12 protein-coding genes and 1 tRNA gene are annotated in these 20,952 nt (G+C 41.0%); 11 read left to right on the plus strand and 2 right to left on the minus strand.

Features of this window, described 5'->3' with window-relative positions; all coding sequences use genetic code 11:
- Positions 1-10: 10 nt before the first annotated feature.
- From LK453_RS10870 to LK453_RS10885, 4 genes are read left to right on the plus strand one after another with little or no spacing between them, the layout of a single operon-like run.
- Complete coding sequence (locus LK453_RS10870) at positions 11-1,003, plus strand: hypothetical protein (RefSeq protein WP_227953997.1); 993 nt, start codon at positions 11-13, stop codon at positions 1,001-1,003.
- Positions 1,004-1,041: 38 nt separating this feature from the next.
- Positions 1,042-1,545 carry a winged helix-turn-helix domain-containing protein gene (locus LK453_RS10875; RefSeq protein ID WP_201534378.1) on the plus strand — a complete coding sequence of 168 codons (504 nt, stop codon included), beginning with the start codon at positions 1,042-1,044 and terminating at the stop codon, positions 1,543-1,545.
- Between the two features lie 26 nt (positions 1,546-1,571).
- Positions 1,572-2,099, plus strand: a complete 528-nt coding sequence (locus tag LK453_RS10880; protein WP_227945203.1) for an IS630 family transposase — start codon at positions 1,572-1,574, stop codon at positions 2,097-2,099.
- Positions 2,100-2,141: 42 nt separating this feature from the next.
- On the plus strand, positions 2,142-3,275 hold the full coding sequence (locus LK453_RS10885) for an ATP-binding response regulator (protein WP_227674498.1): 1,134 nt from the start codon (positions 2,142-2,144) through the stop codon (positions 3,273-3,275).
- Between the two features lie 128 nt (positions 3,276-3,403).
- Here LK453_RS10885 and LK453_RS10890 read toward each other — a convergent pair whose 3' ends face one another.
- Positions 3,404-4,399 (minus strand): IS4 family transposase, encoded by a 996-nt coding sequence (locus LK453_RS10890; protein WP_265335061.1) that lies wholly within the window; start codon positions 4,397-4,399, stop codon positions 3,404-3,406.
- A gap of 301 nt (positions 4,400-4,700) precedes the next feature.
- On the opposite strand from LK453_RS10890, the gene LK453_RS10895 reads away from it, so the two are divergent.
- From LK453_RS10895 to LK453_RS10905, 3 genes are all read left to right on the plus strand, one after another.
- Complete coding sequence (locus LK453_RS10895; protein WP_201541748.1) at positions 4,701-5,843, plus strand: M14 family metallopeptidase; 1,143 nt, start codon at positions 4,701-4,703, stop codon at positions 5,841-5,843.
- Between the two features lie 307 nt (positions 5,844-6,150).
- Entirely contained in the window at positions 6,151-7,218 is a 1,068-nt protein-coding gene (locus tag LK453_RS10900; protein WP_201541746.1) for a 2,3-butanediol dehydrogenase, read from the plus strand.
- Positions 7,219-8,364: 1,146 nt separating this feature from the next.
- Positions 8,365-9,006 carry a hypothetical protein gene (locus LK453_RS10905; RefSeq protein WP_201541744.1) on the plus strand — a complete coding sequence of 214 codons (642 nt, stop codon included), beginning with the start codon at positions 8,365-8,367 and terminating at the stop codon, positions 9,004-9,006.
- A 140-nt stretch (positions 9,007-9,146) separates the two neighbouring features.
- Here the strand turns inward: LK453_RS10905 and LK453_RS10910 are convergent.
- Positions 9,147-9,222, minus strand: a tRNA-Arg gene (locus LK453_RS10910).
- A gap of 229 nt (positions 9,223-9,451) precedes the next feature.
- Between LK453_RS10910 and truC the strand changes: the two genes are divergently transcribed.
- The 4 genes from truC (at position 9,452) to LK453_RS10930 (ending at position 20,877) form a co-directional block, all read left to right on the plus strand.
- Complete coding sequence (gene truC / locus LK453_RS10915; protein ID WP_201537717.1) at positions 9,452-10,222, plus strand: tRNA pseudouridine(65) synthase TruC; 771 nt, start codon at positions 9,452-9,454, stop codon at positions 10,220-10,222.
- A 136-nt stretch (positions 10,223-10,358) separates the two neighbouring features.
- Positions 10,359-11,465, plus strand: coding sequence for an RNA-guided endonuclease InsQ/TnpB family protein (locus LK453_RS10920; RefSeq protein ID WP_201537715.1), 1,107 nt, complete (start codon positions 10,359-10,361; stop codon positions 11,463-11,465).
- 349 nt (positions 11,466-11,814) lie between these two features.
- Entirely contained in the window at positions 11,815-16,278 is a 4,464-nt protein-coding gene (locus LK453_RS10925) for an exodeoxyribonuclease V subunit gamma (protein WP_201541742.1), read from the plus strand.
- Positions 16,279-16,377: 99 nt separating this feature from the next.
- The gene (locus LK453_RS10930; RefSeq protein WP_201541740.1) at positions 16,378-20,877 is read left to right on the plus strand and encodes a UvrD-helicase domain-containing protein; all 4,500 of its coding nucleotides are present in this window, start codon (positions 16,378-16,380) and stop codon (positions 20,875-20,877) included.
- The last annotated feature ends 75 nt before the right edge of the window (positions 20,878-20,952 follow it).

Raw genomic sequence — 20,952 nt, forward strand, 5'->3', positions numbered from 1 at the left:
TAATGTAATCATGAGAATAATGGATGATATAGGAGGCCTAAATAGACTTATTACCAATCAAAAAACAGCAGAAAGGGTATTATCAAAACAAGTTCAACACGTGAACCGAGTCTTGCCTTACTTTCTAAGTGGGATGTTAGTCACTGGGTTTATTTTCTTTTTTATGATGGAGTTTGCTTTACATCCTAGTTTATTTAGTATGCCGCTGCACTCTACTTGGATCATTTGTCATAGCTTGACTATAGGAATATGCTGGGGTCTATGGAAGAAAGCTTTGTCCAGCTCTACACACATAACCCATAAATTTATAAAAACCACCTTTATTTATTTAACAGCTTATTTTCTGATAACCGATGTTATAGGTTGTCTCTTATTCTTCTTTTTAAATCAGTACTATGGCCTTATAGAAATTCAACCTAAGCTGTTCTATATTTGGATCTTCTATCATAATTTGGGTCTTTATCTTTGTTACTCTAATTGTAAAAACATCGACAAGATGATTTGTGATCTCCAAAATACAAATCAATTGTCTCCAGTTATCGCCGTCGTTGATCTACAAGACTTACATTTCGAACCTAAAACGAATCATGAAGCGGATTATCTTGCCAGTTATACCGCCTATAAAGTGTTATTTACCTGCATGTTATTGCTAGGCTGTTTATGGGCGATCGGTGTGGTCAAAGTGATTACCAATAATTTTGAATTTTCAGTTCAGATGCTTGTTTTAATTGGTTTGAATTTTGCAATTATTAGCGGTGCTATGTCGAGTATTGGCATTTTTCGGCAGGTATTTAATGCTTTCTCGATACCAAGTCTGTTAACTTGGGCAGCTATTTTGCTATATATAGATGACATGCAACTGATAGTTTTATCTGTTGTTATTATCATTTTTGTATTTACTCACTCCTACTTCGCAAAGTATAACTGGCTCAATTCAATCAAGACCATTCAAATTTATCTGGAGAATACCCATCTCGTATCTCATACCAATTCCAAAAAATAAGGTACAATATAACCAACTCAACAACATAATAGAATCACATGCCGAAAAAAACCCCTAGAAATCATAAACTCACAGACCACGATTTTCTGCAATTATCTAAAACAGAAGGCAATGCCAGAGCACGAATCAGACTACTCATGCTGCATCAACTGAGTCAAGGTCATCCTATAGCGACCGTAGCAGAGAACTTTGGCTATAACCCTAGAAGCGTCTATACCATAAGAAGGAAATACTGGTTGCATGGTATCACTAGTGTCTATGACGCAGCTGGCAGAGGCAGAAAGAGTCTTTTAGCAGAAAAAGACATAGAACCATTCAAACAAGCGATAGTAGAAGCTCAGCAGCAAAGAGGTGGTGGTAGGCTCACGGCAAAAGACATCGCACAAATCGCCAAGGAGCAATTTAACGCCAACTATACCCCTAAAGCGATCTATCCTCTCATGAAACGTATTGGTATGAGCTGGGTATCTGCGCGTAGTCGGCATCCTAAGGCAGATCCTAAAGTCATGGAGGCATATAAAAAAACTTCCTTGAGCAGATAAAGCAAGTTCTACCTGATGGTGTTGATATCAAGCAAGTTGATATATGGTTTCAGGATGAAACACGTATTGGCCAACAAGGCTCTATCACAAGGGTTTGGCACTATAAAGGACAAAGACCTCGAGTAGTCAGGCAGCAGCAGTTTGAATCAACTTATCTATTTGGTGCCTTTAATCCGGCGACAGGTGAGAGTGTTGGACTTGTTCTACCTTATGTGAATAAGCAAGCTATGGCATTGCATATGGAGGAAATCAGTAAAGCTGTTCCCGAAGGTCGGCATGCCGTGGTGGTTATGGATGGGGCGCTATGGCACCAACCAAGTTTGGATCAAGACAATGTGACCATGCTTAAATTGCCTCCCTACTCACCTGAGCTTAACCCTGCTGAACAGGTATGGCAGTACCTTAAACAGCATTGGTTATCTAATCGCTGTTTTGAGAGTTATGATGCGATTGTCGATGCGGCATGTGACGCTTGGAATGCATTGTGTAATCAGACTAACTTAATTAGGTCTATCACTCAGCGGGAGTGGTGCGACTTGAGTGTTATTTTTTAGAATTGGTATCAATTAGAAGCGAAATCACAACAGTTACAGCGGATAAGTACTGCTAAGACTAACTTTTTAGCCTCTGCCAGTCATGATTTACGCCAGCCTGCACATGCTCTAAGTTTATTTATTGAAACCTTGTCTAGAACTGAGCTTAATGACACCCAAAAGAAAATTGTTGGATATGCTAAAACAGCTAGTAAATCCAGTAGTGACATGTTAAACACTATCTTGGACTACGCTCACTTAGAGTCGGGCGAAATGATTCCCAATATTGTTTCGACAGATTTAGATATTATTTTACACAATCTGGTTGATGAATTTAGGCCTGAAGCAGAGCTTAAAGGTCTAGAGCTACGTTATCATCATACCAACTTGTGTGTAATGTCTGATCCAGCCATGTTGTCCTTAATTTTAAGAAATTTTTTGAGTAATGCTATACGGTATACGACCAAAGGTGGCATCTTAATTGGGGTGCGTTATACACCTAGCAAAAATGCGGTAAATAATATCGAAAAATGTAAGTGCCGAGTTAGCGTTTGGGACACAGGCAAAGGCATTAAAATGGATGAGTTATATAAAGTATTTGATTCCTTTCATCAGTTAGAAACTCATACCCAAAGTAATAAAGGGTTAGGATTGGGATTGTCGATTGCAAAGGGAATGGCAAACTTACTGGATGTGCCCATAAATGTAAGATCTGAATTTGGTCGAGGAACACAGTTTTCTATCGATCTGACAATTTGCCAAAGTGAGGATGATATTCATATTGTAAATGAGGCAGTTAAAATTGAGGAAGCAGCTATAATTTCAGTATTGGTAGTAGATGATGAGGATTCAGTATTAATTTCCATGGATTTGTTATTACAATCTTGGGGATATACGGTATTAATCGCCTCTAATGTGACCGAAGCCATTAGCCAATATCGTTTACATCAGCCGCAGATAATAATTACGGACTATCAATTGGATGACAATAGAACAGGTATGGAGGTATTAAAAACTATCAATATGATGGCGGCTTTAAATGGTATACAGTCCTTGCCTCAATGTTTGATGTTCACGGGGAATACCTCACCTGAAATCATTAAAGCCACACAGAAAATGGGGGTATCACTATTACATAAGCCTATTGCCCCCGATACTCTACGTCATAGGCTAAAAGAGTTTACTACTAAACTATAAGATAAAATAACTTGTTGATAACAAGATTTAGGTGTCTTGAGCATTTGTTTTGTTAACTGTCTTATAGCGTATTGTATTCAGTAAAGGTTAGCGTCATATAAAAATAGACTCTGCACACGACAAAAAAATCATCCCCACCGGATTTTCATAGGTTTAGGGGTTAAAAAGCTAACTAACTGTCGAAAGACAGTCTTATCATTGTTAAAAAACACCAAACGAAGACCTTCAATCAATAAATCCAGACCAAGCGCAAACAAACTGGCTTGAGGTCGAGCGTTTGACTTCAACTTGCGTTTTAACGGCTTATCTTTGTCTTTATAAATACCGACATGATAAGCCCAACAAAATGCTAAGGCGTTCACTGCGACTAATTTACTGACCCGATCAAGATGGGTTAAGTGGGTATCTTCAAGATTAAAGCCACTCCCCTTTAGACAAGCAAATAAAGTCTCAATTTCCCAACGCTTGCCATAGCTTATCATCGCATCCACTGTTTCTAGTTGATTGGTTGCCACAATCACTAAACCGTAGTCTTTATCACGCTTGGCAAATACTCGAACCAAACAACCATCGACAGTCAGTATTCGCCCATGTCGATATGTTTCTTGATGGCCAACATGGCGAAATAACTCTTTAATCTGTACCAACTTGCCATGATGATTCTTAACTTTACTGTTCTTCTTAATCCGTATGGCAAAGGGTATGTGATTATTGGTGAGCCAGTTAAACCATTTTTCGCCAACAAACTCTCTGTCTGCTACTATCATCTCAAGGTTATCTTTGCCAAATTGTTTGATAAACCGCTCAATAAGTTCACAGCGTTCAAGATGGTTTGTATTACCTCGCTTATCTAGCATTTGCCAGTATAAGGGGATGGCTATCCCTTTATATACCACCCCTAGCATAAAGATGTTGAGGTTACTTTTACCCCATTTCCAGTTGGTGCGGTCAATGGTTAAGGTGACTTTGCCTAGCCCAAACAGTCGATATATCATTAAAGCTAATTGATCATAGTCTATCCTCGCTTCGGCAAAAAATCGCTGTAGTCTGCGATAGTGACTGTCGGTCTTGCCACCCTTAGGAATGTGTCTTGCTATTTTTTTTAAGATTACTGCTTTGAGCAGTAATCAGGGCTATTATCATTAAGCTCAAACATGTGATTCTTGCCTTGTTCATACTCAGGTTTTGGGTTAAAGTTTCACTAAGTCTGTTAAAGTTTGGCATGGTCTGATTCGTCTTAAAAATTACTATTATGCCTTTGCTTTAACAGACTTTTTTGTTTTTTTTGTCGTGTGCAGAGAAAAATAGATTATACTTATCATTATATTTATTGAGTGGATAGGTTAAGTGCTAGGTAGGACTTAGTGTTTTAAAAATATCACTATTATTACTCCTTAAAGCTATTAAGGAACATAAGGAAAAGCTATGCATATCACTGCCAATTTTGATGCCGGTAATATCGAAGTTATAAGTTTAGATAATAAACAAGATATTCAATTGAAAATTCGTCCCGACTTTGGTGATGAGTTTTTTCAATGGTTTAACTTTCGCTTGAGCGGTGAAGTAGGTGAGCAGTATGTACTAAATATCGTCAATGCTGGCGAAGCCTCTTACGTTGAAGGTTGGAATGACTACCAAGCGGTTGCTTCTTACGACCGTGATTATTGGTTCCGTTTGCCCACGACTTACAAAGACGGTAAACTGAGTATCGAGGTCGAGTTGGAATGCGATACCATTCAGATTGCCTACTTTGCGCCGTATAGCTATGAGCGTCATCAAGACTTATTAGCAGCGGTTCAACTCCATCCGCTAGTGACATTAGAGCATTTAGGTGAAACTTTAGACAAACGTGATTTGACCTTGGTTAAAGTGAGTGATGAGGAGGAGAGTAACTCAGATACAGCTAAGCCTAATATTTGGATTATAGCCCGCCAGCATCCAGGGGAAACAATGGCCGAATGGCTAATTGAAGGCCTGTTATATAGCTTACTAGATGAGGCCAATCCTACAGGCAAGCTTTTACTTGAAAAAGCGAACTTATATATTGTACCCAATATGAATCCTGATGGCAGTGCACGAGGACACTTACGTACCAATGCTATGGGTACTAACTTAAACCGTGAGTGGGAAAGCCCAAGCTTGAACAAAAGCCCTGAAGTATTCCACGTTATGAAGAAGATGGACCAAACTGGCGTAGACTTATTCTATGACGTACACGGTGATGAAGCATTGCCCTATGTTTTCTTGGCAGGCTCGCAGGGTACGCCAAACTATAGCAAGCGTTTGGCTAGTTTGCGTGAGAAGTTTGCAGAGGCATTGCTTCTAGCTAGTGCAGACTTCCAAACAGAGTTTGGTTATGAGATTGATGCCCCAGGTCAGGCCAATATGACGGTAGCAACTAATGCGATTGCTGAACGCTTTGATTGCCTTGCGAATACTTTAGAGATGCCCTTTAAGGACAATGATAACTTGCCAAATAAAGACACAGGATGGTCACCTGAGCGTTCAATTAAGTTTGGCGAGGCTTCACTTGTGGCTATGCTTGCTGTTGTGGATGAGCTGCGTTAGTTAGTTTCTTTTCTTAATATTGAAGCCTTTTAAGCTATTACCACATAGTTTAAAAGGCTTTTTTGTAAGCCTTTATTTAAGAATACAGAGCTTAATAATGGGTTCTGAAACTCGTTATTAATTAGGGTCATAACATTTGACAGATAAGCTGATAGAGGGGTACGATAATAACGAATAGGCTTAAAATTATTTTTAGTTTGGTTTATAAAATAAGCTTATTGGTATGAGCATCTTAGCTGATTAATGAATGATGCTTTGTTAGGCCTACTTAGTTGATTTAATTAAATAATAATTAAAGGTGAACCTTATGAAAGCTGCCCGTTTTTACGATAAAGGTGACATACGCATTGAAGACATTCCTGAGCCCACAGTAGAGCCCGGTACAGTCGGTATTGATGTGGCCTGGTGTGGTATATGCGGTACTGATTTGCATGAGTTTATGGAAGGCCCTATCTTCATACCACCTTGCGGTCATCCTCATCCTATCTCAGGTGAGTCAGCTCCCGTAACTATGGGTCATGAGTTTTCAGGCGTGGTCTATGCTGTGGGTGAAGGGGTCGATGATATCGAGGTAGGACAGCATGTGGTGGTTGAGCCTTACATTATCGCGGATGATGTGCCTACGGGTCCTGATGACAATTACCACCTATCAAAAGATATGAACTTTATTGGTTTGGGCGGTCGTGGTGGCGGTCTTTCTGAAAAAATTGCTGTAAAACGTCGCTGGGTACACCCTATCTCAAATGAAATTCCATTAGATCAAGCCGCTTTAATTGAGCCTTTAGCCGTTGGCTACCATGCTTATGTACGCAGTGGTGCTCAAGAAGGTGATGTGGCTTTAGTCGGCGGCGGTGGTCCTATTGGCCTGTTATTGTCTGCGGTGCTAAAGGCCAAAGGTATCACTGTTATCATGACTGAGCTTAGTGCAAAACGTAAAGAGAAAGCCAAAGAAAGTGGTGTTGCTGATTATATTTTAGACCCTTCTGAAGTTGATTTAGCTGAAGAGGTAATGAAAATTACTGGTGACAAGGGTGTTGATGTTACCTTTGAATGTACCAGTGTCAATAAAGTATTAGATTCTCTAGTTGAGCTGACCAAGCCTGCTGGCGTGGTAGTCATTGTATCTATTTGGAGCCATCCTGCGACGGTCAATGTACACAGTGTGGTTATGAAAGAGCTTGATGTACGCGGGACGATTGCCTATGTGAATAATCATGAAGAGACGATTAAATTGGTTGAAGACGGCAAGATAGACCTCGAACCGTTTATTACTCAGCGTATTAAACTGGATGATTTAGTGTCTGAAGGTTTTGAGAGATTGATTCATAATAATGAGTCAGCAGTTAAGATTATTGTTAATCCTAATCTTAAATAGACACTTTGGTATTTGAGTTTTAACCAAGATAATCAAATTCAAGCGCTAACCTATTATAGTAGGTTGGCGTTTTTTTAAATTAGATTAATCTAATAAGCTCAAGTTCAAATTGATAATAAAAGATTTGGCTATGAAGTTTTAATAACTTATGATACGAATAATGTATTAATAGGTATAAAAATCTATAATCCAGAAGCAGAGTTATATTTAGAAGAATAATAAATTTTGAGAATTAAAAGTGAAGATGTGGTTTTAAAAGCTTATTACAGAAAACTTATGATATTAAAGAGGCAATCAAAATTAAAAAAATAGAAGATAACAGATGTGTAAAATGAAATTTCATTCACTATTATACTTTTTATCGTTAATATGCCTATTAATTTATGCAATTGCATATAGCTTTGATTATATAAATGCTGACCTTAGCTACCCGGGAGGGAAAAATGATGGACTATCTTTGGTAGGTATGATTGTTTTTTTTCCTTTATATACCTTAATTGCAGGAATATTATTAATAAATCATGATTTAAGTTGGTTAAAACGCATACTTTACAGTTTTATAATAACAATATTAATGTTTATGGCTATTAGTTTACTAATCCATTTTAGACCTACTTTTTAAAAATTTAGTATATCTTTATATCAACTAAATGGCAGAGGTGCGATAGTTTCGGGTGTAGTTACACTTTATCTGTGAATTTAATTTCTTTATATACAGATTTTAAACCAATGTTAAGTACGTTAATAATATGCTTAAAGAAGGCGAACTAGAGAAATAAGCAACTGTCGCAAATTTGCGGAAGTCCAAATGGCTTGCATATTAGAAATATTTATAAAGAAGGTGAATTGGACGAGAAAGCAACTACCGAGGAATACTCGTTAGTTGGATAAGAAGGCAGTTATTATCGATTTGCGGTAATCATTGAGTTGATCTTATTTTTAAGTATGGATAACAGCCCTTCAAGCTTAGTTTGGAGGGCTTTTTATTAAATTGATCGTAGACAAAGAGTTTATAGACTATATGAATAAATTATAAATAATTCTGCCTAAACCTAGAAAAAAATATTCTAGGTTGTTGGCTATAGTATTACTATGGTCAACGATAAGAGACATATAGAAAAGATATTTTATATAAGGTGATAAACGGTGATTAGCGATAAGATTTATGTCAGTAATAGTCAAGAGCAGGGCTATATTAGAGCTAAGTTATACAAGCCAGGCGAGATTGATAATACGCCATGCGCTTTTGCTTGCTTTATCATTGATGATAAATGGAATGAAAAGTCGCTTTTAGAGCTAAAAGATAAAACAGGGTGCGTGAGTCTGATAGGTATACTGACTCATAGCAATAAGAATTGCTTAGAGACATTAAATACCGTCGACGGCATAGTAAAATGCCAATCAGATGAGGTACAAGCTGTTGTTGATTTATTAGGCTCAGATGTAGCGAAAGGTATGTTTACTTTAGATGCGTTTGATATTAAGAGGTTGCTTGAAACAGAGGGTATCTTACACTTTATTCAGGTGTGCCCTATAAAGATTGAGTCAACTAGAGAAGAGACCCTTAAAATAGTTGTAGAAAAAGTATTAGAAAAGCTACCTAAGGGCATATATTTCAACAGCATGGTATTAGACTTTCACGCTCAAAATATTCTTATAGAAGAGCTTAGGTATATTTCTGAAACCATCGAGCCTGCAATAAAAGTAAATGATAGTGAACTGTCTTATCAATCTACAGACACTGAAGATCTTGACTGTATAGGGCTTAGAGTGATTTTTGCTTTATAGAATTAAAAAATAGACTTAGTATAAAAGAAGATCATGAGGTTGTGTAAGGATTAAGAAAAAAGGACTATGCAATATATACATATTACAAATAGAGAATTTAATCTTTGTGAAAAGTGAATATTTTCAATACAAGAATTAGGTGGTGCGCTCACAGGGACTCGAACCCCGATCGGTCGCTTAGGAGGCAACTGCTCTATCCTGTTGAGCTATGAGCGCATTTAAAGAAGAGCTATTTTATCATAACAAATCAGCTTTTTTACCCAATTTTTCGGCATTGTTAGGTAAAAATTAACAGCAGTTATCAATCTGTTTTGCCAATTTTAAACTCTCACATTGTCTTGTAAATAAAATAAGAAGAGCATAGCAGTGAGGCACGCAGCCAGCCAGAGTCACTAGTGCTATAATGCGGCGATAATAGATATTAATGAAGGTTTCTATTAAAAAGATGGATATAGAAAGCGGCATCGATAACCAAACTGACAATCAAATAGAGATTATCTATGAAGATGAGCATCTAGTAGCAATCAATAAAGAAGCGGGTCTGTTAGTACATCGCAGTTGGCTAGATAAAGGTGAAACACGATTTGCAATGCAACTAACTCGTGATGCCGTAGGTTGCCATGTATTTCCAGTACACCGATTAGATAGGCCGACGTCGGGTGTATTATTGTTTGCTAAAAGCTCTGCTGTGGCACGCAGCCTTACTGAAGCTTTTACTGAACGCAAGGTTGCTAAGCAGTATTTAGCTGTGGTGCGTGGCTTTATGTCAGAGGAAGGCACTGTTGATTATGCGCTAAGCTTTAAGCCCGATGCCATCGCTGATAAGTTTGCTAACTTAGACAAACCCGCTCAAGAAGCAGTCACTCACTGGCAGAGCTTAGCTCAAATTGAGCTGCCATTTGCAGTATCAAAAAAACATGATACGAGCCGTTATAGTCTCATGCGCTTAATACCTGAGACGGGGCGAAAACATCAGCTACGCCGTCACATGAGATATCTGTTTCATCATATAATAGGTGATACCAGCTACGGCGATGGACGCCACAATAAATTCTTTCGTACTCAATATGATTGCACGCGCATGCTGCTACACGCTCGGACTTTAACGTTCAGTCATCCTGTTACTGGCGAACCATTAATGCTAGAAGCGGGTTTTGATGACCAATGGACCTGCATTTTGGAAGAGTTTTCTTGGACAGATAGTGTTAAGTCTTAGCCAATATTAGGTTTTGTCTTTATCACCAGTCGCCGTAAAACCACCCACTTCAGGGGGTGGATATAAGGCGACATATACTGTCGTGAGCAGTATATAAAGGGTTGTAAGTTAAAATTAACCTCGCCATACTAAGCATATGAAAACACTCAAGCTACGCATTAAAAACAAACACATAAAAGAGCTGAATCGTCTAAGCGGTTCAGTGAACTTCGTGTGGAACTATGTCAATGCGCTGTGCTTTGAGCATCTAAAACGTACCGGTAAGTTTTTTAGTGCTTATGATCTAAGTGAGTACACCAAAGGAAGCGGTGAGTATTTAGGAATACACAGTCAGACGTTACAGGCTATCAATGAGACTCAAGCTAAATCACGTAAACAATTTAAAAAAGCCAAACTTAACTGGCGTACCAATAGAGCTGATGCCAAGCGTAAATCATTGGGCTGGATACCTTTTAAAAAATCTGCTATCAAGTATTTGCAAACAAGGCAGACAGGTAAGAAGGCATTGAAATCAACCATACAGCTATCGCTATCTAAAGGTCAAAAGCTTATCATCGATGTATTCGATAGCTACAACCTAAGCCTATATCAAATCAACACGCTTGAGATAGTACAAGACAGTCGTAATCGTTGGTATGCGTGTGTTACCGTTAAAGACTTTCCTAAGCAAGTAAGTGGTAAGGGCAGCGTTGGAATTGATTTGGGCTTAAAAGAGTCTGCTACTACCTCAATGGGTGATAAACTTACTATTAAGCAGACTCAAAAATGGGCTAAAAAGCTTGCTATCGCTCAACGTGCTAACAATAAAAAACGTGTTAAAGCAATTCATGCCAAAATTAAAAATACAAGATTAGACTTAATTCATAAATTCACCACCCAATTAGTTAAGGATAATGCCTTAATTGTGGTTGGTGATATAAAATCACGCTCATTTACAACTAGAAAAACCAATCTAGCTAAATCAACATACGATGCAGGATGGTTTGAACTTAAACGACAACTGGAATACAAATGCAAGCATGCAGGTTGTCAGCTTGAGATCGTAAATGAGAGTTACACTACCCAGACCTGTTCGTGCTGCCATAAAATAAGTGACAGTAGTCCGAAAGGTAGAGCAGGTTTGCGAATAAGAGGATGGAGGTGTGCTGAGTGTGGCACATGGCATGATAGAGATACCAATGCTGCTAAGAATATCCTTGCGGTCGGGCTTGACCGTCTAGCTGTAGGAATCCCCTCGGTTTAGCGAGGGGAGGAGGTCAATTGAGATTTAGCCTGTATTTAAAACAACAATATCATTTGAGAATTCAGTTACTCAAACCTCTCTTTTACCGACACATCGTCAGAATTAGCATTATATTTATAGCAAACCGCTCATCTACGCTGTTTTGATAGGTTTCAATGATTTCTAACTCTGACGAGATTCAAAACGAAAGTCATAACCACAATGGCATCAACTCTTTGCGACAGTAGTTGACGTTATGGTGGTGTTTGATGGTTTTATTTTTACCATAATGAGTTATGCTTATATAACCGTCGTGTCTTTGCTATGACCTTATTTATTTGAATTTCATTTAACAAAAGATTGCCTCTCTATGTTCAAGATTATCCAATCGCATCGCACCGAAAACTTAGTCGATGAACTGCTGGCCGAATATCAATCAGTGCAGCAGTCTATTTTTGATCCCTTTGTGGTTATCGTACCGTCAATGGTCTTAGGCGATTGGCTTGATAAAACCATTGCCAGTCGTGCGGGTATCAGTACGCTTGTAATGACTAAGTTCTGGGGTCAATATCAGTGGACACTGATGCAAGATGTACTCAGTCAGCATAATGCTTATCTATTGAAAAATAATCCTGATGCGACGGTCCTTAACGTGCCGGAGGTGGCAGTGCTGTCGCCGACTGTGATGCAGTGGCGTCTGTTTGGCTATCTGACCTATTATCAGCAGACTATTGTCGAGGACGATAAGCATCCGGTATATCCGCTGCTGTCGTCATTGATTGATGAGCCTCAACAAGGCGTTGAGCCAGACAAGGCACAGCAAGATGCGCGTATTTGGCAGCTGGTAAGTGATTTGGCGCGAGTATTTAACCGCTATTTAACTCACCGTGAGGATTGGTTAAGTCTATGGTCGGATAATAAACCGCTTGATGTGAATGCGTTAATTGCAGAAAAAGATGCGCTGTCTTTGCGCTTTGATGAGTATGCGCGTGGTACACCAGAATGGTTGGTAGAGCACTATGTGGAATTGGAAGCCGCTCAGCGTTATCTGTGGTCGCATCTGTTCGCTGATGTGCATCAATACCGTGCTCAGTTAGAAAAAACCTTTTGGAAAGCATTAGAGAGTAACAATGCGGGCGAGCAAGACCAGTTGCCCAAAGTACTGCGTATTTTTACCATTCAGCAGCTACCGCAGACCGAGCTAGATTTCTTACAACGTTTGTCGCGTTACATGGACATCACTTTGCTGCACTATAACCCCTCTAAGCTATTCTGGGCGGATATCGTGGATAAGTCGTGGCTACAGCGTCAACAGATTATCAATCCTGAAAGTGTATTTTTGCGTGATTATGGGCATAGTCTATTGTCACGTCTGGGTAAGCAGTCTCGTGATACTTTCGCCATGCTTGCCAATCTATCTGGTAACGAGTTGTATGAAGATGCCGTTGTGGATTGGCAGGATAATTTCGAAGATGATTTGTCTGAGGAGTTGGATGACGAATTTGGTTTTGAGGCAGATATTGATAGCGACTATAACCAACAAGATATCGCTTCTTATCGCACCCACAATAGCCCCAGCTTATTAAGACGCCTGCAAAATGATGTATTGATGCTTGATGAGCGTTCAACCCAACAAGCTACGGCAGTTAAGGTATCGCAGGCCATTAGCGAGCAAATTGAGCCAAGCTTTGATGAAGCTGATGAGGCTAAAGAAGCTGATTGGTATGAAGATGAGGTACTTGAGAACAAACGCTTTGAGAAAGATCGCCTGTGGTCGATGTCCTCACAAGATAATAGCCTAAGTATTCATTCATGCCACAGTTTGCAGCGTCAACTTGAGGTGCTCCGCATTATGATTGGACGCTGGCTGAATGAGCCGCTACCGCCTGGCACAAAAAAGCGTCATATCTCTGACATAGTGGTGTTGCTGCCCGATGTGGATCGACATCATGCCTTAATTAGCTCAATTTTTGTCAATGGAAAAGGTCAAGATGGACTAACTCTGCCGGCTAAAGTCACCGGTGTGGTCGATGCCTCCATTCGTCAGTTATGGGAGGCGATTATTGGGTTTTATAAACTGCTAGGCAGTGACAGTGCCCGCTTTGAAGCCGCTGAGGTGCTAGATTGGCTAATGCTGCCGCCGCTATATGAAAGCTTTGGCTTGACCCATGATCAGATGAGCTGTGGCTGTGACTTATTGGTTGAGGCAGGTTTCATCCGTGGTTTTGATGAATTACATCTTAAGCAAACCTTAGATGGCAATGATTTTGATTACCGCTTTAGCTTTGCCCAAGCGTTAGATAGATTAACTTTGGGACTGATAATGCCAGAAGCTGAAATGAGCGACTGCTTATATCCGCTTGAAGCGCATCAATGGCCAAGTACTGCGATTGCTGAAATGAGCTTGCCACTGCCTGAGGTTAGTCTCAATGATGCGCCGATTATTGAAGCCTTGTGCCGCATTTATAGCGGGCTGTTGGCGAGACGCGATGATCACAAACAAAAGCTGAAAGCAGAAGATTGGCTCGATCAAATTGAGCGCCAAGTGATTCACCGTTATTTTGGTGATGTGGATCAAACCCGCAGTATGCGTGCCATTTATAATGCAATGAACGGCTTTAAATCGAGCCTGCGCGCTAATCGTCATTATCGGCAATATGCCAGTAATGATAATACGGACAACCGAGAGGTTGAACAAAGGCTAGCAAGAGTTGAGCAGTTACCGTTAAAGCTGAGCTTTATGCTTGATAGTATCGAGGCGGAGCTTGAGAGTCAGCAGGTGAGTGCGGAGCCGACAGGGGTAATTACCTTCGGCCGTTTCGGCGCATTAAGAAACGTGCCCTTTGATTTAGTGGTTATGCTCAATATGAACTTATCTGAGTTCCCCGCACGAGACCGTGACAATCGTTATGATTTAATGAAGGCGACCTTATCACGTCGCGGTGATAGAGTCAGTGAAGACGATGACAATGGGGCGTTTTTAGATGCTTTGTTGTGTGCGCGCAGTGCCTGCTGGATATTTTATAACGGTCAAAGCCTAACCGATACCCATGAGCATTTGCCGGCGAACCCTGTCAGCGAACTGTTGCAATTCTTACAAGGTGAGGTGCAGTGGCAGGTCAATTCACTAGACAGCTTGCCAGAGACGGTAGACCCGACTACCGAAACCCTAAAACGTCATTTACCAAAGCTAGTCAAACAGTGGCTAGTAACCGAGCACCCAGCATTGCCGTTTGATAAAAGCTTATTTGAGCAAGCGGTAGAACAGGAAAGACATGAGTCTTATTTTGAGGCTGAAAATGATGAATCTGGGCCTAGTGAAATTGATTCAAATGCTTTGAATGATCCTAACAATAAGTCTTCTGAGTTTGATGCTTTAGAGGGCATGCTAGATAGAGCGATGCAAAAAACCAAACTGGCGCAGCAACGTCAGTTCCCGCCAGCGCCGTTATGGCAAGCGGTATTTAATACGTTGAAATCTCGTGACTCTAGTGAACATCCTCAGCTGGTCAGCTTACCCAGCAAAGCACACTATGAGGCAATCGCTCAGTTATTGGGTGCTGGCTTGGGTCAATTGGGGCATATCGACAGTCAAAACTTACCTGTTTTAAATGATTTGTTGTCGATAGATGCTAAGCTGAATTGTAATGAACAGAATAAAGCCTTGGCTCAAGTGCTGTTTGATATCGGTGAAATTGACGTTGAAGGGGTGCTTGCCTATCAAGTGCGTCATCCCGCCAAGGCCTTTTTGCGGGCTCAAGAAGTGCATATCGTACAGGGTGAGGAGGCGATGGCACACCAAGAGCCCCTGTTTTTGGATAGCTTGACTACTTACCAGATCAAAGACTATTTGATTCATGAGTTGGCCAACCCCGTGCCAACGACAGGTTTAGACAAAGAAGAGAGTCTAGAGGAATCAGCGGCTCAAAGCACACCAATTTTAATGTACCAAAACATTATGCCAGCAGGGGTAGCACGCCATACCACTTTGCCCAATCAACAACAAAAGCTGCTGCAGCAATGTCAAACCTTTCGAGAGCAGTTAATTGCTAACGGCATTGAGGTGCAAGAAGCGGATACAAGTCTGCCGATTATCACGCCCACTACGGAACATCCAATACAAGTGGACTTGGTCAGTGTATTTCAACAAAAAGACCAAGCATCCTTGTTAGCTTTTTTACCCAAAGCGATTAAGATCAAAGGCGTTGTACCGATACAGGTTAATGGCGATAGTGCGCATTTAAAGGCAGGCGTGTCATATGCGGAGCAGTCGCCTAAACACTGGTTTAATATCTTACCCAATTCTGCCAGTCCCAGACATCTGCTCAAGTTTTGGTTATCGCATCTGTATTGGCAGGTTGCCAGACGTACTACAGCTAAGCAGGTGGTATTAAATGATGGCATGAGCATTTGGCGCTTTAATAAGTCAGGCACTAAGGCCAAAAAGCTTGAGAAAGCCGCGGCATTTAAACTGGACCCAATCACCTATGAGGACGCTGTCATTGAACTGGTTAAATGGGCCATTTTTGCCAATCTGTCTGGTCAAATACCGCTAACCTTATTACCAGAGTATGCGCTTGGCTATTTGGATAACTGTTTAAAAGCGCAAGAGGATGAGGGCGCTGACTATTGGCCAAAACGAGGTGATTTCTCAGAGTGGTTGTTCCCTAACTATATGTCAGATGCGGTCTATGACACCTGCTCGCAGCATGCTATTTGGCAATATATTTTGCGAGATCAAGACGCCTTTAAAGCATTAGCTACTTCTTTGACAGCTTTGGCGCAGCCTTTGTATGCCCCTATGTTTGACGCACTTGACGGGCTAGAAGGCTAAGGATTAACCAGTTAGACCAGCACGTTACAGCAATTAAGCTAAATCGTAGATAATATAAGACCTTGATTTTATAGATAATAATTAAAAGTATATCTTCCTATGACAGACATGACTGATAACAATAACTTAGAGCAGCAAGCAGAAGAGGTGTTGGATAGTTGGCACTTAACCTTGCATGAGCATGATGACAGCGATATGCCCAATGAGACGCACCAGGAGCATAACAAAGATGTAATACCGGCTGTCGATGTGGCATTAAGCGGTCGCCATCTTATTGAGGCATCAGCGGGCACAGGTAAGACTTGGACTTTAACCGGTATCGTATTGCGACTACTTATTGAGGCGCGACGTGCCCCTGAGCAAATTATTGCCACTACCTTTACTCGGGCGGCAGCAGCAGAAATGCGTCAGCGTATTCATGATCGCTTGGTCGATTTTTATCAACTGTTGCAATGGGTTAATAATCTAAGTGCCGATTTGGCCAATAAAGAACACTTATATCCAGATATCCTGCAGGTAGCCCCTGAGAGCAGTAAGGATCATCGACAGGCGGATAAAAAGGCAGACTCAAAGGACGATACTAAAAGTGCTGACAGTGTTGGTGCCGATGAGCTTAACCAAGACTTAGCGCATGACAAGCAGCGAGAAGCAGAGCAAAAAGCCACTGCTAAAAAGAATCGTGCTCAGTGGCTAGTAGAGCAGGCAGGGTATGCCCGTCTAAATGACATCATGCAGGACCCGATTAACCTGCATTTAGTGGGTTACTTGCTCGATCATGTATATAGTTATCCGATGACAGATGCCATTCGCCGCACCGCCTTGGTATTAACCACACTCGATAAACTGTTTGTGGGCACGCTAGATAGTCTGGCACAAAAATGGCTAGCAGAATATAGCAGTGAGACGGGTCATCAGCAAGGCATGGCGATTATTGAAGACAGTAGTATTGAGCAGGTGACCGATAGCATTATTCATGATGAGCTGCGTCAGTTTCAAAGCCGTTTGTATTACGAGCAGCCTAAGCTATACGCACTAATGGAGCAGCAAGGCAAACTAACAGCTGTTGGTGATCATAAATCGTATGTGAACCGTTCACTTAACTTTATTTCTGCGCCTATTGATGAAATACAGTTGAATGAGGCTTTCGACTTCGCTAGCTTTGAGCGGCTGCTAGAGGATTTTGCTAAGCTTGATTTGATAGATGTTCAGCCGTATTTAAATCCTGATTACAGAAAGTCACAAGGATTTAATGGTCGATCAAGTTTGTTCACTCGGTTTGAGCATATTACTGAAATTCATCAAGTGATCGCTGAAAGAGGTTTGAATTTTGAGAGCTACCTAAGTGAAGATGCGAAAAAACTACTAGGGTCATTGAGAGATGCTCAGTTCCCCGATGATGACGGAAAAATAAAGAACTTTAATAAGAATAAAGAAAAACAGCATCAAGCCTTGTTTGATTTAGAAACTATAAGCCAGTTATTGGCCATTATGGATAAGATAGAGGGTTTGAATCAGCATGTTTTATTGTTATTGGCCAATCTTAACCGTCATATCGTACTGGCAGTCCGCGAAAGATTACCAGTAATTTTAGAAGAGCGAGGTGAGACTACTTTTAGCTTGCAAATGGTACGTCTTAATCAGGCATTGACCGGCCGTCAGGGAGAGAAGCTAGCACGTTATATCCGCCACCACTATCCAGTAGCCCTTATTGATGAGTCACAAGATATCAATGGCGAGCAAGCCATCATGATTGAAAGTATTTATCTGCCAAAGAATAAACGCCAGCAGTTAAGTAGTCAGGTAGGTAATGAGGATAACCAGTCGACTAATACCAAGTCCAATCAAGAGTTTTTATTATTAGTTGGGGACCCGAAGCAGGCCATTTATGGCTTCCGAGGTGGGGATGTTGCTAACTATAACTATATGAAAGCTCAGTTTGATAAAAAAAATCTATGGACACTTGATATTAACCGCCGTTCTAACAAAGGGGTCATTGACGCCTTAAACTGTTGGTTTGGTATGCCGATGCCCACTACAGGCGAGAACAAATTTGCTGAGCTAGGCAGTCAAATTTATTATCAACACATTACTGCGGCAAAGCTTGAGAAACAGCTATCTTGGTTTAATGACTTAGATAATAATCAATCTATTGCCCAAAACAGTCTATTAGAAACTACCTCAGATTTAGTTACTGACGTACTCTCTACCCAGCCTGTCAGCGTATTGCATCTGCCTTATGACAAAGAACTTGAATACGATGAGCATGAAGTCACCGCCCGCCATATTGCCGCTTTATTAAACAGCGGTCAGACCTTAAAAGGTAAGCCTATTCAGCCCAGTGACATCGGAGTGCTGGCACGTGCCAAAAAAGACTTAAAACGGGTAGAGGATGAACTGGTTAAGTTAAATGTACCCACTCTGACTACCAGTGACGTTAGTATCTTTGAGACCATTATGGCCGAAGATGTGGCTGCTCTGCTCAGTGCTATGCTCTATCCATACCGTCACGACATGATTAACCGGGTATTGACCAGCCATCTGTATGGCCTGACTATCAAAGAAGTCAAAGCGATGATGACCGACCATGAGTCAGGCATTGCACAAAGCGATGAGACGCCAACAAAAGTAGCCGTTAACACGAATATTGCTGCTGACCTTGGTACTCAAGGTGATACTAGCAAAAAAAGCTATCAAGATTTTATTAGCTATCTTAAAGAAGGGGCTCAGCGCTGGCAGAATTTTGGCATCTTATCAGCCATGCATTATTTGCTAGATAAAAGCCCGGTACAGTCACAAGGTGTCTGGCAGGCATTGGCAGCACACCCTGAAGGTGATCGACATATCATGGATTTGCGTCATGTGATGGATATCTTGGCGCAGTATGGTATAGGCATGGGCGAGCATGAGCTGCTGGCGTGGTTTAGGGAAAACATTGATGCTGCACCTAACAGTGATTGGGCCAAGCAATACCCACTGCCTACAGAGTCTGGTGTGCAGTTAATGACCATTCACAAGTCAAAGGGACTTGAGTTTCCTATTGTCTATGTACTGGGTATGGGCAGTGCCAGTCGCAAGTCGGGAAATAAGGAAGACTATGGCTTGTACTTGTATAATGCTCAGCAAGCACCTAATGCTCTAGTTCAAAAGTCTTCTGGTAATCAGCGCCGTTTTTCACCGGTAAAAGACTCAGCTACCACACCAGGCTATTACACAGATATCGAGACTCAAGAAGATTTTGAGGAGTTTCGTCGTCTAGGGTACGTGGCTTTCACCCGTGCCAGTGAGCTGCTTTACGTGGTGCTGCGAGACCCTAAAGATAAGACTGGGTTCGATCTAAAGCCAGTGTTTTATTGGTTTGATTCACCAGAGCCGAAGTTTGAATTGCCTGATAGACTCAAAAATACGATAGGTATGGTACGCGGCCAAAAAGTACATGAGTTTTATGAAGACAGCTATGCTAACAGCAAAACGCATAACTTAACTGACAGTACTGAGGCCACCCTTACTCAACCGAACCTAGAGCCTATCAAATACGATGATTTTTCCAATGTGATGCGAGTCGATTACTTTTATGGTTGGGCCAAAACCAGCTTTACCGCGCTCGCCCGTCAATTAGATGAATCCACACAAGCAATGGCTGTGGTCGATGAGCGTATCGATGATGCCACTTATATCGATATTAGCGAGGCAGATGGCGCTTTAAATGCGCAGATAGAGGATCAAGGACTACCCGTTAAAGCAGTAGATGACATTCGCTTTAGTTTTGTCAAAGGTGCCAATGCCGGTACGTTTTTGCATGAGATATTTGAGAAGATACATTTTACTGATCCTAATCAATGGCCTGCGGTGATAGACAGAGCCGTCAGTGGCTATCAGTTACCCTTAGCGTATGCCAGTGTGGCGCATCAGAAGCGTATTTTAGAAGGCGGGAGACAAGGGGCTAACAACAAAACTTATCATATCGATGAGAGAGGACTTCAGCATCAGGCATTAATGACATGGATTAATGAGATTTTACACACACCATTATTGGCTTCAGGGCAGAAGCTAGTAGATATCTCACCTAAGCAGCGTTTTGCAGAGATGGGCTTTAATATGGGATTGTCTGAAACCTTTAAAGCGCAGCAGATTAACACCCTGTTTGAGAAGCATTTGCCCCATGAGACTGACAAACATATCCGTTTAACTGCCCAAAGTAGCAGCCAATTATACCGTTATCTGCGTGGTGAGATTGACTTGGTATATGAGCATGCTGGCAAGTTTTATGTGGTCGATTATAAAAGTAACTTTTTAGGAAATAGCCTAAGCAATTATGATGAAGCTACTCTTAAAGTAGCCATGAGTAAGGCAGGCTATTGGCTACAAGCAGCGATTTACCAAGTCGCACTACACCGCTTCTTATCAATGCGTATCGCTGATTATAAAGGCAACGAAGCCAAATACTTAGGCCCGGTTGAATATGTATTTTTACGAGGTACTTATCAGCATTTAGCAGAAACTCAAAGCACGAATAATCATATCCGCTATGGGCTGGTCACTTGGGATATTCCCATAGAATTTGTGAAAGCATTGGATAAGCTGTTTGGTAAGCCGCAGTAGCTTGATTGGCTGTTAGCTCACTAACTCACTAAATCCAAACGGTTACTGTTTAACTTTTTACTTGTTTATAGGTCT

The sequence above is a fragment of the Psychrobacter sanguinis genome (assembly GCF_020736705.1).
GTDB classification, from domain to species: Bacteria; Pseudomonadota; Gammaproteobacteria; order Pseudomonadales; family Moraxellaceae; genus Psychrobacter; species Psychrobacter sanguinis.

What these genes read in the sequence shown, in the direction of transcription:
- truC (WP_201537717.1), top strand. Translation starts at nt 9,452, where the DNA reads ATGGATATAGAAAGCGGCATCGATAACCAAACTGACAATCAAATAGAG.
- LK453_RS10870 (WP_227953997.1), top strand. Translation starts at nt 11, where the DNA reads ATGAGAATAATGGATGATATAGGAGGCCTAAATAGACTTATTACCAAT.
- LK453_RS10925 (WP_201541742.1), top strand. Translation starts at nt 11,815, where the DNA reads ATGTTCAAGATTATCCAATCGCATCGCACCGAAAACTTAGTCGATGAA.
- LK453_RS10895 (WP_201541748.1), top strand. Translation starts at nt 4,701, where the DNA reads ATGCATATCACTGCCAATTTTGATGCCGGTAATATCGAAGTTATAAGT.
- LK453_RS10930 (WP_201541740.1), top strand. Translation starts at nt 16,378, where the DNA reads ATGACAGACATGACTGATAACAATAACTTAGAGCAGCAAGCAGAAGAG.
- LK453_RS10875 (WP_201534378.1), top strand. Translation starts at nt 1,042, where the DNA reads ATGCCGAAAAAAACCCCTAGAAATCATAAACTCACAGACCACGATTTT.
- LK453_RS10920 (WP_201537715.1), top strand. Translation starts at nt 10,359, where the DNA reads ATGAAAACACTCAAGCTACGCATTAAAAACAAACACATAAAAGAGCTG.
- LK453_RS10900 (WP_201541746.1), top strand. Translation starts at nt 6,151, where the DNA reads ATGAAAGCTGCCCGTTTTTACGATAAAGGTGACATACGCATTGAAGAC.